Genomic DNA, 12,796 nt, shown 5'->3' on the forward strand with positions numbered 1-12,796 from the left:
AGCGGCTCCGGGAGCACTACGGTCCGGGGGTGCACGGGTGGCTGGCCCGCGCCCCTGAGGTCTTCAACGAAGCCGCACGCCGCTGGCAGTTGACCCTCGACAGCTACCACGACGCCGGCCACGCTTCCCTGTTGATGGTGGCGCGCGAGCGAACCAGCGGGCGCGAGGTCCTGTTGAAGGCATGGCCCGACCACAGCCGCTACCGCAACGAGATGATCGCGCTGGGGATCTGGGCGGCCGGGCCGGCCGTCAGGGTGCTCGAGCACGCGGACGACCTCGGCGTCGCCTCCCTGGAGATGGTGGCAGCCGTACCCGGCGGTTCCGTCGGACCGGAGATGCACGAGTACGAGGCGGTGGCCACCGCTCTGCGGCAACTACATCGCCTCGGCCGGGGCGCGAACACTGCCGCCGCAGCACTTCCCAGCCTCCACGACTTCCTCGAATGCGAGTTGGTCCCGCGAGTGCACCGACGCCTGGCGGCACAACGCCCCCAGTTGGAGGTTGACTGGGCGAGGCTCGGCGAGCGCTTGGTCACCGGACTGCACCCGGACGCGGCACGGGCATCGGTCCTTCACGCGGACGTCTACCGCGAGAACGTCCTCTTCGACGACCGCCAGGCGCCGGTCCTGGCGGACCCCCTGCCGATGGTCGGCGACGAGGTCTTCGACTGGGCGTTCTGGACCGTCTACTACAACCTCGGCGCCGACACGCGGGACCGCTTCGAGATCGCCGTCACCACCGCCGGCCTCGATCCGCGGCGGCTACGGCACTGGAGCCTCGCACTTTGCGTGGACGGGCTCCTCTACTACCGCGAGGTGGGAGACCACCGCGCCTCTGTGATGGAGCGGGTGATCGCAGGGCTCGCCGGCGACCTCGATCTCACTGCGGTACTGGAGAAGGGCCGCCAGACGTGACCACCTACCTCCTGCGCCATTCCAGCACCCACTACAGCGCGGCTCACCGGGTCAACGGCGACCCGACTGTCGATCTTCCACTGGATCCGGCGGGACGCGCCGCCTGCCGGACCGGTAGCAGCGTGCTCGCTGCCGTTCAACCGAAGATCTGGCTCACCTCGGCGTTCGCCCGGACGGGTGAGACGGCCCGGCTGCTGATGGGCGATGCCGATCAGCCCGTCAGGGTCGAGCCCGCCCTGAACGAAGTCGACTACGGGCAGTTCGAAGGCGGCCTCTTCACGGAGTACGCGCGCTGGCTCGTCGCCGCCGGACCATGGGAGAACCCGCCCGGGGCCGGCGAGTCCCAACGCGTAGCCATCCGCAGAATGCTTGCCGGCCTCCGGAGCGCACTCCAGCTGCCCTCGCCTCGGACGGTCGTCGCGCACGGCCTGCTGGCCTCCGTGCTGCGGTGGCACAGACGGACCTGGCGCGACGCCCCCAGGCAGGCCATGCCGATCTTCTTCGACGAGGTGCCCTGCCTGTACCTGGTCAGGATCGAGGACGGCGAACTCGGAGACCTCACCGCGACCCTGCTCGAAGTCCTGGCTGCGGAGGAACAAGAGACCGCCGCAGCGGGCGGATGGTCATCGCGGCCAGAAGACCAGCGCACCCTTGCTACCTTCGATGGACCATCTGTCCAGCTGGAGGAGACGAACTCCCATGCATGATCCCCGCGCCCTCATCGAGATGGGCTCCGAGGCGGTCCGCCGCCTCGCCCGCCGCGGCTACACCCTGGATCTCTCTGCGTTGGAGTCTCTTCAGTCCAGCCGATCCCAGCTCATCACTCACGTGGACGAGCTGCGGGCCGAGTCGAAGCGGGTCGCCCAGGAGGTCCAGCAGGCGGCCCGCCAGGGCGGCGACACCGAGACGCTGAAGGACCGAGCCCGCGAGCTCAAGGAAGAGATCCGGTCGGCCGAGGCGAAGCAGGAGCAGGCACAGCAGGAGTTGCGCGACTTCCTGCTGACCATTCCCAACCTGCCGCTCGACATCACCCCCGAGGGCAACTCGGACGAGCACGCCGTCGAGATCCGTCGCTTCGGCGCGCCGCCGTCCTTCTCCTTCGAGCCGAAGGACCACGTGGACCTCGGCGAGGCCCTTGGCATCCTCGACTTCGCCCGCGCCAGCAAGCTCTCCGGCTCCCGGTTCAGCGTCTCTCGCGGTGCCGGCGCCGCCATCGAGCGTGCCCTGGCGACGCTCTTCCTGGACCTGCACACCAAGCGGCACGGCTACGTCGAGCACGCCATCCCGTACCTCGTCACCCGGCAGACCATGACCGGGACCGGCCAGCTCCCGAAGTTCGAGGAGGACCTCTTCGCCACGGGCATGGGGGAACGCGAGCTCTTCCTGATCCCGACCGCCGAGGTCCCGCTCACCAACCTCTACGCGGACGAGATCATCCCGCCCGCCGAACTCCCCCTGGCGCTCACCGCGTACACCCCGTGCTTCCGCTCGGAGGCCGGCTCCTACGGCCGCGACACCCGCGGCATCTTGCGCCAGCACCAGTTCTCCAAGGTCGAGATGGTCCGCATCTGCGACCCCGAGGACTCCCAGGCCGAGCTGGAGAAGATGCTCAGCCACGCCGAAGCCTGCCTCAAGGAGCTGGGACTGGCCTACCGGGTCGTCCAGCTCGCCGCTGGCGACCTCGGCTTCTCCGCCCAGATCACCTATGACATCGAGGTCTGGCTGCCCAGCCAGCAGACCTACCGCGAGATCTCCTCCGTCTCGGACTGCGGCTCCTTCCAGGCCCGCCGCGCGGGCATCCGCACCCGGGACGAACACGGCAAGACCAAGCCCGTCGCCACCCTCAACGGCTCCGGGCTGCCCATCGGCCGCACCCTGGCTGCCCTTCTCGAACAGTGCCAGCAGCAGGACGGCTCCATCGTCCTGCCCGAGGCACTGGTGCCCTATCTCGGATTCCGCCGGATCTCGGCGGACGGAACAACGGAGGCATAAGTGTTAGTCGGCATCTGCGACTTCCCCAGCAGCTACACCTTCCCGCCCGTCGGCTACGGCGGGATCGAACGCTGGCTCTGGGCAGTGGCGGAAGGCGCCCGAGCCGCAAGCGCCGACGTACACCTCCTCGGCCCCGGCTGGAGGACCGACCTCGCAGACAACTGGGCGTTGCGCCCGGTCCGCCTGGAGGACCTCCAGCCGGGTACCCGGCAGACTCGTGACCTGCGTTCCACCGGCTACGACCTGCTCGTGGTCGGACACGAGTACCCGTCGCTCCCCGGGTGGCGCCGGGTCTGGGCCGATCTCAACTGCGATGTCGCGACCTTCCAGCACTCGCCGGTCTTCCGGCACGCCGCCGACGCCTTCGACGCGAACCGCTCCCGGCTTTACTGCTACTCGCCCGAGATGGCGGGGCTGTACGCCGCCCACGCACCAGTGCTGGAGCACGCGGTCCACCTCGGGCTCGGTGAAGCCGAACCTCCCGCCCGGCACGGCCGCGACCTCGTCTGGCTCGGCCGGATCGACGAGGAGAAGTCGCCGCACCTCGCGGTGCGCGCGGCCCAACTGCTTGGTCGGCGGATACACATCGTCGGACCTGTCTTCGACAACGACTACGTGCGCCGTCACCAGGCACTCTTCGCGGCTGATCACGTCAGCTGGGTCGGCGAAGTCGGAGGGGCGGCCAAGACGGCCGCGTTCTCCGACGCGTCGGTCTACGTCTACACCTGCTCACGAAGCTACGTGGAGGCCGGCGCCGCCGTGTTCGGGGAGTCCCTGCGTGCCGGCACGCCCGTCGCTGCGCTCTGCTGGCGAGACGGCACCTGTGCGGAGGCGGCTCTCTGCGAGACCACCGGAGCCGTTGCCAGAGTCGATCCTGAGCACGACGACGAGGACGCGGCCCTGGTGCTTGCCGCTGCGATCGAGCGGTGCCTGGAACTGGACGCGCCGACCGTGCAGGACATCGGCCTGAACCGGTTCGACCCCGAGCGACACTTCCGCGCCCTGGCGACCAGGCCGTGCTGACCGCGGACCCACCGTCGAGGCCGCTCGATCTCCTGAGCGACCGCCTCGGGCTCGGCACGCAGTGGGAGATCGAGCACGACGCCAACAGCCGCTTCGAGATCCGCCACCGCGACCGGGGGACGCCGTACCGTCCGGCCAGTCGACCGCTCCAGTGGGCTGATCTGCTGCAGCAGTTGGAGAGTGGCTTCCGTGCGGCGGGCGTCGCCCGTGCGAGGCCGCTGCCCATGCGGTGGGGCTGGGACACCGAGCTGACGATCTCCGCCGTCCAAGCGCTCGACCCCCTCCTCAAGGACGGCAAGCCGTACGTCTTCCGCCGTGGCTACCTTCCCCAGCCGGTTGTCCGACTGACCGGTGAGCGGGACCATGTCGGTGCTCTGAGGGAGGGGTTCCTCACCTCGTTCGTCAACATATCGCGCATCGAACCCGTCACTCGGACGGCCGAGTTCACCGAAATCTTCGATCACTGGCTCACAGTGCTGTCCGGCATCGGGCTCCACGCCAGACATCTCACCATCCAAGGCCGCAACGCCATCTGGCAACGCCGCGAAGTCCGCGGCCTCACAGTGCACTTCCGACACCTGGACCTTCCCATCGGTGACATCGTCCTGCTCTGGAATGCTGCGGATCCCAGCTGCATGGCGGTGGACCTAGGCTCCGGCCTTGAGCGCCTGGCCTGGGCTCGCACTCGTCGCCCGTGGTGGGAGCTGGCCTTCGGCCGCTTCGCGACGGCCGGTATGGACGCCGACGTGCTCGACGCCGTTCGAACCGCGACGCTGCTCGTCGGTAACGGCATCGCCCCTGCGGCACGAGGGGCCGGCGGGATACTCCGTCGTATCCTTGCCGGCGTTCCCGCCGACGCCGCACCGCTCGGGGTCAGCGCCCTGGTCCGGGCGAGCCACGGGTTCTGGAGCCTCACCTCACCGATGGCCCTGCCGTGGCCCGAGGTCGCCTTCGTCATCGAGCGCGAGATCCACCGCCGCGACGTCGCCTCTTCCAACTCTCTCCCCCTACCGCGGTCGAGCTGGAGCGACAGGACGTGAGACCCCGACGTGACCGGAACCCTCCGGCCGAGTTCCGACTCCGCTTCGCCTGGACAACGGGGTTCTGCTTCAAGTGTGAGGAAGTGACCCAGGTCGCCGAGTTGGGCACACTCACCGTCGAAGGCGAGACCGTCACACTCGCGGCCTGCCACCTCTGCGCCTGGCGGCTGGAGCGGCAGCACCACCACGCCCGCCAGGCCCACCTCCGCGCCCAGCTCGCCGGCGCGTGGGCTGACGCTACGAGACGAGCAGCAGCATGCATGTGAGGAGGGGACATACGGTCGGGGCCCAATAGCGCATCGCATCAAGGCTGCCCCTTCCCGGAATACGCTCATCACGGGCTGGGAGGTTCGACGTCCAACCTGACGGTTCGTCGCTTGCGTGAGAAAGGGCTGCTGCTGTGGCAAGCAGAAGACAAGATTCCGGCAGCGGCTCGGAGAGCCAGTCGGACTACGTCGGCCGCTTTCGGGCAGGGCGGCTGGTGAACAACCGACCGCAGGCGCTGGACGCGTGGCGCGTGACCATGGCTGTCCCGGACGTTGCCGCAGGTGTCGCGAGTCTGCTCGGTGGTGAGCCCACGAAGTGGGAGACGACGGCCGAGGACTCCTTGGAGGTGCTGACCGACTACGACACGGTGCGGATCATCGTTGAAGGACCATCCGCCGTCCAGGCCCGCATGCTGCTCTTCGGCTACAAAGGCCACGTACTCCACGACTGCGACGGCACCCGGTTGCTCGCGCCGGAGGCGGATGCCGGCAAGCCGTGTGGGTGTCCAGAAAGCATCGAGGAACGCAGGCTGGCGGCGAAGTCCGGTCGAGGCCCCATGCCCAGCACCAGCATCGACTTCAAGCTCGCCGAGAAGCCAGCCCTCGGGGTCTTCCGCTTCGTGAGCAGCTCTTGGGAGCTGGCCAAGACGGTTGCCGACTTTCAGCGTGCCCTGACCGAGGCCGGCGGCCCCACGACGTGCGACCTCGCACTTGAGCTGGTGGAACTCACCACCGCGTCCGGCGTAGCCGTTCGCTACCGGAATCCGACGGTCCGCGTGCTGGGTGATCCGGCGGCACCCCCTCCTCGCGCCGTCGTGAGGGCTGCCACGCTGTCGTCGCCTCCGCCACCCGAGTCAGTGGGCCCGCCCGCCCGGTCATCCAAGCCGCTCACGCGGTCCGGCCGCCCGGAGCTTGCGGAAGCGCGTCGAAGCTCTCGCCCCAACGCGAAGGAACCCGAATCCGCGAGTAGTGCCGAACCTAAGTGCACCCCTGGCGCATCCGAGGTCACTGCTCAGCCCCGTACCGCCGCCGGGGTGCTCTTCTTCGACGAGGACGACCGTGTCCTCCTCGTGAAGCCGACCTACAAGCCCGGCTGGGAGATCCCCGGCGGCTACCTTCACGCCGGTGAGACCCCGAGCGAGGGTGCAGCCCGGGAAGTCAAGGAGGAGCTCGGCATCACCCCGCCGATCGGCCGGCTGCTCGTGGCCGACTGGGCACCCCACCCCACCGAGGGCGACAAGCTCCTCTTCGTCTTCGACGGCGGCGTCCTCCCTGCCGACGAGCTCGACAACATCACGGTCGACCAGGTCGAGATCGGCGAATACGCCTTCCACACCACCGACCAGCTCGACGCACTCCTCATCCCGCGCCTCGCCCGCCGCGTCCACGCCGCCTGCACCGCCAGGACGCAGTCGGTAACCCTTTACCTGGAGCATGGCGCGACCCGTCCATAAGGGCCGCGCCATGACCGTTTCCTGCAAGGGGGAGTGCCTTCACTCCTTGGCCTTGGGGGCCCATTCCTGCGCGAACGTCTCCATCTGCTTGAGGACGAGGTCGACAGCCTCGCGCTCCTCCTCCGGCGGGTAGTCGAACTTCGCGAGGACCCGGCGGATACGACTGCGGAGCTTGGCACGGACCGGTTCGCGGGAGAGCCAGTCGACGGACAGGTTCTTGCGGATGTCGGCGACCAGGGCACGGGCGATCTCCGCCAGCGTCTCGTCGCCGCCTGCCATGAGCTCGGCCATGTCACGATGGGCGACGGCGTCGTAAAAGGCGAGCTCAGCGTGGTTGAGGGGCGGGTCGAAGCGCTCACCACGGCGGGCCTCAGCCGACACCTCCTGAGCCATAGCGGCGAGTTCGGCGATCACCTGGGCGCTGGTGAGCTGCTGGAGCATGTAGCGCTTCATCAGGTCGTCCAGGCGCTCGGAGAAGCTCTCGTGACGGACGATATTGTGCTTGGTGACCTCGCGCATCTTCTGCTGGATCATGCGGCGCAGGGCCTCGGCAACCAGGTGCGGGGTCTCGGAGTTTTCCAGCTTCCGCAGCTGTGCCTCGTTCAGGCGCGTGATGTCGAGCCTGCCGATGCCGGCCTCGGCGTACAGGTCGGTGATGTCGTCGGCGTCGACGACGGAGGCGGCGAGCTGTTCGAGGTACAGCCGGACCTCAGCGGTCAGCGGCTGGCCGGTAGCCTCGCGGTCCGCGGCGTCGAGCTTGACCATCCAGGCCCGCACCTCGGTGAAGAACGCGATGTCGCGGCGCCAGTCCTCCAGGTCCGCGCAGCGCTCGGTGATATCCCGGCTCATTGAGCACAGCCGGTAGAAGCGTTCCAGGCGGGCGGCGCTCTCCTTGAAGCGGGTGGAGAGCGGCTTGACGCCGGGGTCGACCTTGTTGCCGGTAGTCAGCGGGTCACGCAAGTAGTTGGAGACCAGCCGCAGAGCGCGCGTGCGCGGCTTAGGGTGGGCAGTGTCGGCAAGCAGCTCCTTCCAGTGGGTTCCCGCCAGCAGGCCCTTGATAGTGGTGAGTTCGTTCTTTACCTCGGTGATGGCGCGCTCGATGTCGGCGCCTAGGGTCTTGTCCTGCTGGTCGTTGGGCGAGTACTCCGCCAGCGCCTTGGTGAGGTTGTCGGTCAGCGGTGCGTACCCGACGAGGAGGCCGTCCTGCTTGCCGCGGAAGCGGCGGTTGACGCGGGCCAGGGCCTGCATCAGGTTGGCGCCGCGCATGGGCCGGTCCATGTAGATGGTGTGGATGGGCGGCGCGTCGTAGCCGGTGAGCAGCATCGAATGGACGATGAGCAGTTCGAGTTCGTCGTCGGGGTTCTTCGCACGGGCCTGGACGACCTTCTGCTGGGACTTGCGCAGGGCGTGCTTGCGCAGGTGCTCGGGGTCGGTACGGTCGCCGTGGAAGACGATCTTCATGACGCCCTTGTCGACATCGTCGCTCGCCCACTGCCGGCGGCGTTCCGCCAGCGCGTCGTACAGCCGGACGCAGATCTCCCGCGTGGCGCACACGATCATCGCCTTGCCCGGCCCGCCGATCTGCGGCTTCATCAGCTCGCGGCGCTGGTCCCAGTGGGATACCAGGTCGTCGGCGAGGGTAGCTATGCGGTCGGGTGCGCCATAGACGGTGTTCATGGTCGCTGCGTACTGCACGGCGCGGCGGCGCTCGGCGTCGTCCATGCCCTCGGTGAGGGCGTTGGCCTGCTCGTCGATGGCGTCCGGGTCGATGCCCGGTGGGAGCGACACGTCGATGACCCGCGGTTCGTGGTAGACGCGGACGGTCGCGTCGTCGTCCACGGCGCGCTTTAGGTCATAGATGTCGATGTACTCGCCGAAGACGGCCCGGGTGTCGGCCTCGGCCTTCGAGATCGGGGTGCCGGTGAAGGCGATCAGCGTGGCGGACGGGAGCGCGTCGCGCAGGTGGCGGGCGTACCCGTCGAGGCTGTCGTAGTGCGAGCGGTGCGCCTCGTCGACGATGACCAGGATGTTGCGGCGTTCGGACAGCAACGGGTGGGCTGCGCCGGCGGCCTTCTCATCTTGGGTGAGACCGAACTTCTGCAGGGTGGTGAAGACGATTCCGCCAGTGCGGCGGTTGAGCAGTTCAGTGCGCAGCTCATCCCGGGTGGCGACCTGGAGGGGTGCCTGCCCCAGGAGCATCTGGCTGTCCTGGAAGGTGTCGTAGAGCTGGTCGTCGAGGTCGTTGCGGTCGGTGATCACGACGATGGTGGGATTGTTCAGGGCGGGATGGCGGGAGACCAGCGCGGAGGTTTCCACCATCTCCTCGGACTTGCCAGCGCCCTGGGTGTGCCAGACCACACCGGCCTGCCCGTGGCTGCGGGACGCCTTGACGATGGCGTCCACAGCTTTCGTGACCGCGAAGTACTGGTGCGGCTTGGCAATCCGCTTGCCGGTAGAGGTGAAGTTGACGAAGTTCGCGGTGAGGGAGAGGAAGCGGGGCTGGTTGAACAGCCCGTGGAGGGCGAGGCTCAGCGCCTCTGCGCCGTCGTAGTCGGGCGCGTTGGTATCGACGCGGTCGCCGTCCTCGTCCACGTTCCACGGCGCGAAGTGCTCGTACGGGGTGAACGCTGTGCCGTACTTGGCGGTGATGCCGTCGGAGACGAGACAGAGGACGTTGTAACGGAACGCAATCGGAAACTCGGCGACGTAGGTCTGCAGCTGCGCGTGTGCGTCCTTGAGCGTCGCGTACTCGGCTGCGGCGCTCTTCAGCTCGATCACGGCGAGCGGCAGGCCGTTGACGTAGAGCACGGCATCGAAGCGGCGATGGTGGTCGCCGTCCATCAGGATGACCTGGTTGATGGCGTGGTACGTGTTCGCATCCGGGGAGTTGACGTCGAGTAGGCGCACGGTGGGCGCCTGCTCGGCCCCGAAGTCGTCGGTGTAGGTGAGGCGGATACCAGAGATGAGGTGGGCGTGCGCCTGCTTGTTCTCCGGGTACGCCTCACGGGACGCGGGGTCGGTCGCGATGCGGAGGGCCTCGCGGACGGCGGTGGGCGGAAGGTCCGGGTTCAGCCGTTCGATCGCCGACTTGAGCTCATCGTGCAGGATCAGGTCGTCCCAGTCCATGCGGTGCCCGGAACCAGGAGCGATGTCCTTACCGGGCAGGGGCTGCCAGGCGAGCTCGGCGAGCTCGTCCATGGCGAGGGCCTCCCACGTGGACTCGGTCATCTTGCCGTCGTACCCGGCGCTGTCGCTGGTCATAGGGCGTCCTCCACGATGCGCTCCGCGTCGCGGACGCGCAGCTTGCCAGCCATGAGCTGGGGAAGCAGGGTGTCGCGCAGGGCAGCGAGGGTTCCGGATTCCTCGATACGGGCCTCAATCTGCCTGTGTAGCGGGGAAAGGACTTCCTCAAGAGCTGATCTCAGCTCAGCCTCTACCGCCGGAATCACAACGTGATCAAATGTCTTCATGTTTACTGTCGAGAAAACTGTCCCGTGAGCGACACTCAGCATACGCTCTGACCCTGCTCGAACCAGATGAAATAGAACTGCCGAAGAGATCTCGCCGGGAGGAAATGCGTAGCACGACTGATTGATCGCCGTCGGGCGCATAACACGCGCTACGGCACCGACAGTGCCGCGGGCAGTCAAAATGACTGACTGCTTCGGAAGCGGCTTGGCGCGCGTGCTAGCGGCAGCTTCTTCCGTGATTTCTTCTTCGGTATCCGCAACAACGCCCGCTTTGGCGCTAGCCACATCCTTAGCCGAAGCCCAGGGAACTCCAGGGCCCCAGTACGAACCAACCTTGCGATCGGGAGTCCCACCAAGGACAGGCGACATGAACGCCGACATGGGAGCCAACCGAAGCCCTCGTGTGCGCTGCTCAAAGATCGAGTCGGCAAGCCGGTCAGCTGTGGCTGCGACGCGCTCGTTGATTGCGATCTTGTCGTCAAGCGCCCCGAGCACTGCCCCGATGGCCCGCTGAGCACCCAGTGCAGGAATCGCAGGGATTGGAAGCGAGCGCACCTGAGCCACTCGCAGGTGCGGGACCGTGGAGCCTGAGGCGTGGGAATGAAGGGTCGACTGTACGACATCGCCAAGGAGGAGATAATGCAAAAATCGCGCATCGGCAACACTCGAGTCGGCGCGCAGGAGCATCGTCCTCTGCCCGAGGCAAACCTCCATGCCTTCCTCGACTCTGCCCACTCGACCTACAGGGGCTTCTCTCGTCAGCACGATGTCATCTACACGCGGAACTGCACGAGCCGTCCAAGTCTCGAAGGTTTCCTGAGTAACCGGCTTAGCGCCCTGCAGTCGAATGCGCCCATCGATAATGTTCGGAGTTCCGATAGCGAAGGCAACGCCCTTCCCGTGCGGCGCCTCAGGAGGCGTGCGGTTCTTGCAGTCAACAATGAGTGCGCAGAGATCTTCTAGCGTGTGATTACTCATCCAATCCTCCCCAACTGCTCACGCACTACCATATCCAGACGTGCCGACTCATCAAGTTGCGCGAAGAGTTCCTTTGTCAGGCGTGCGACGCGCTCTTCCACCGGCTCGGCATCCGGGTCGTCCTCGACCTCAGCCGCACCGACGTACCGCCCCGGCGTGAGCACGTGGTCGTGCTTGGCGATCTCCTGCAGCGTGGCGCTGGAGCAGAATCCGGGGACGTCTTGGTATGTGATCCCCTTCTTCTTCGCCGATTCGGTGCCGCGCCACGCGTGGTAAGTGTCGGAGATCTTCTCCAGATCCTCAGGAGTGAGGATGCGCTCGGTACGATCGATCATGGTGCCCATCGCCCGGGCATCGATGAACAGCACCTCGCCGCGCCGGTCGGTCAGCGCCTTGGCGCCCTGCGGGGTCTTGTCTCGGGTGAGGAACCACAGGCATGCCGGGATAGCTGTCGTACGGAACAGGTTGCCCGGGAGGGCAATCATGCAGGCGACCAGGTCGGACTCGACGAGCGCCGCGCGGATCTCACCCTCGCCCGACTGCTTGGAAGACATCGAGCCGTTGGACAGGACCACACCGGCGCTGCCTCGGTCCCCCAGCTTAGAGACGATGTGCTGGAGCCAGGCATAGTTGGCGTTCGACTGCGGCGGGACGCCGTACGCCCACCGCGGGTCATCCGTCCTACGCGCCCAGTCGGACATGTTGAACGGAGGGTTGGCCATGATGAAGTCGGCCTTGAGGTCGGGCAGTTTGTCGTCGGCGAATGTGTCGGCCCAGCGGTCGCCGACGCCCTTGGGGTCGATGCCGTGGATGGCGAGGTTCATCTTGGCCAGGCGCCAGGTGCGTTCGTTGGCCTCCTGGCCGTACACGGCGATGTCGTGGCTGTGGTCGCGCCCTCGGTGCCGCAGCACAAACTTCTCCGCCTGAACGAACATGCCGCCCGAGCCGCAGGCCGGGTCGTAGACACGCCCCTCGTACGGCTCCAGCACCTCGACGAGCAGCCGTACCACGCTCGCGGGGGTGTAGAACTCGCCGGCGCGCTTGCCCTCAGCCCTCGCGAACTTCTCCAAAAAATACTCGTAGACCTCGCCGAGCACGTCCTGAGCCGGACGGTCGCCGTGCCCGGTGAAGCGGGCATCGCTGATGAGGTCGACGAGCTCCTTCAGGCGCTTCCGGTCGACATTGTCGCGGTTGAAGATCTTCGGAAGGACGCCGGTGAGGGCCTTGTTGGCCTTCATAACCTCGTCCATGGCGTCGTCGAGGAGCTTGCCGACGCCGCCCTCCGCGCTGGTCGCGTTCTCCGCGATGTAGTCCCAGCGGGCGGTGGGCGGCACCCAGAAGACGTTCTTCTCGGTGTATTCGTCCTTCTCCTCCAGGAATGCAGACCGCCGGTGCTCGGGAATCTCGGCGAGCTCGGGATCGGCGGCCAGTTCCGCGCGGCGCTCGGCGAAGGCGTCGGAGACGTACTTCAAGAACACCAGGCCCAGGACGAACTCCTTGTACTGGGCGGCGTCCATGGAGCCACGGAGCTTGTCCGCGGCCTTCCACAGAATGTCCTGAATCTCCTTGGTGCTGGAGACGCCGGGCAGTTCACCCTGGGCTGTGGTGGCTCGCTTGCGCGGGGGCATCGTTCCTTCTTCCTGGTCCGTGGGTTCGATG

At 67.1% G+C, this 12,796-nt stretch carries 10 protein-coding genes and 1 pseudogene; 8 read left to right on the forward strand and 3 right to left on the reverse strand.

The genetic code is table 11. The features are described from left to right. The first annotated feature begins 29 nt into the window (after positions 1-29). The 8 genes and pseudogenes from ACFV1W_RS14265 (at position 30) to ACFV1W_RS14300 (ending at position 6,689) form a co-directional block, all read left to right on the forward strand. A complete protein-coding gene (locus ACFV1W_RS14265; protein ID WP_380416241.1) occupies positions 30-914 on the forward strand; it encodes an aminoglycoside phosphotransferase family protein in 885 nt (294 codons plus the stop codon). Beyond that, positions 911-1,621, forward strand: coding sequence for a histidine phosphatase family protein (locus ACFV1W_RS14270; RefSeq protein WP_380416244.1), 711 nt, complete (start codon positions 911-913; stop codon positions 1,619-1,621). The genes ACFV1W_RS14265 and ACFV1W_RS14270 overlap by 4 nt, the downstream gene beginning before the upstream one ends. Further along, on the forward strand, positions 1,614-2,906 hold the full coding sequence (serS, locus tag ACFV1W_RS14275; protein ID WP_380416246.1) for a serine--tRNA ligase: 1,293 nt from the start codon (positions 1,614-1,616) through the stop codon (positions 2,904-2,906). Before ACFV1W_RS14270 ends, serS begins: the two co-directional genes overlap by 8 nt. After that, positions 2,907-3,929, forward strand: a complete 1,023-nt coding sequence (locus ACFV1W_RS14280) for a glycosyltransferase (protein ID WP_380416247.1) — start codon at positions 2,907-2,909, stop codon at positions 3,927-3,929. After that, a complete protein-coding gene (locus ACFV1W_RS14285; protein ID WP_380416249.1) occupies positions 3,923-4,969 on the forward strand; it encodes a hypothetical protein in 1,047 nt (348 codons plus the stop codon). Before ACFV1W_RS14280 ends, ACFV1W_RS14285 begins: the two co-directional genes overlap by 7 nt. A gap of 83 nt (positions 4,970-5,052) precedes the next feature. Then, positions 5,053-5,235, forward strand: coding sequence for a hypothetical protein (locus tag ACFV1W_RS14290; protein WP_380416251.1), 183 nt, complete (start codon positions 5,053-5,055; stop codon positions 5,233-5,235). Positions 5,236-5,369: 134 nt separating this feature from the next. Continuing rightward, positions 5,370-5,945, forward strand: a pseudogene (locus ACFV1W_RS14295) (hypothetical protein); the annotation flags it as partial. A 324-nt stretch (positions 5,946-6,269) separates the two neighbouring features. Next, on the forward strand, positions 6,270-6,689 hold the full coding sequence (locus ACFV1W_RS14300) for an NUDIX domain-containing protein (RefSeq protein ID WP_380416303.1): 420 nt from the start codon (positions 6,270-6,272) through the stop codon (positions 6,687-6,689). Positions 6,690-6,728: 39 nt separating this feature from the next. Here ACFV1W_RS14300 and ACFV1W_RS14305 read toward each other — a convergent pair whose 3' ends face one another. From ACFV1W_RS14305 to ACFV1W_RS14315, 3 genes are read right to left on the reverse strand one after another with little or no spacing between them, the layout of a single operon-like run. Beyond that, a complete protein-coding gene (locus ACFV1W_RS14305; RefSeq protein ID WP_380416253.1) occupies positions 6,729-9,950 on the reverse strand; it encodes a type I restriction endonuclease subunit R in 3,222 nt (1,073 codons plus the stop codon). After that, positions 9,947-11,137 (reverse strand): restriction endonuclease subunit S, encoded by a 1,191-nt coding sequence (locus ACFV1W_RS14310; protein ID WP_380416256.1) that lies wholly within the window; start codon positions 11,135-11,137, stop codon positions 9,947-9,949. Before ACFV1W_RS14310 ends, ACFV1W_RS14305 begins: the two co-directional genes overlap by 4 nt. Beyond that, positions 11,134-12,765: a type I restriction-modification system subunit M gene (locus ACFV1W_RS14315; RefSeq protein WP_380416258.1), complete on the reverse strand. Its 1,632-nt coding sequence runs from the start codon at positions 12,763-12,765 to the stop codon at positions 11,134-11,136. Before ACFV1W_RS14315 ends, ACFV1W_RS14310 begins: the two co-directional genes overlap by 4 nt. Between the last annotated feature and the right edge of the window lie 31 nt (positions 12,766-12,796).

The sequence above is a fragment of the Kitasatospora sp. NPDC059648 genome (genome assembly GCF_042734825.1).
Lineage (GTDB): Bacteria > Actinomycetota > Actinomycetes > Streptomycetales > Streptomycetaceae > Kitasatospora.

What these genes read in the sequence shown, in the direction of transcription:
- ACFV1W_RS14315 (WP_380416258.1), bottom strand. Translation starts at nt 12,765, where the DNA reads ATGCCCCCGCGCAAGCGAGCCACCACAGCCCAGGGTGAACTGCCCGGC.
- ACFV1W_RS14310 (WP_380416256.1), bottom strand. Translation starts at nt 11,137, where the DNA reads ATGAGTAATCACACGCTAGAAGATCTCTGCGCACTCATTGTTGACTGC.
- ACFV1W_RS14305 (WP_380416253.1), bottom strand. Translation starts at nt 9,950, where the DNA reads ATGACCAGCGACAGCGCCGGGTACGACGGCAAGATGACCGAGTCCACG.
- serS (WP_380416246.1), top strand. Translation starts at nt 1,614, where the DNA reads ATGCATGATCCCCGCGCCCTCATCGAGATGGGCTCCGAGGCGGTCCGC.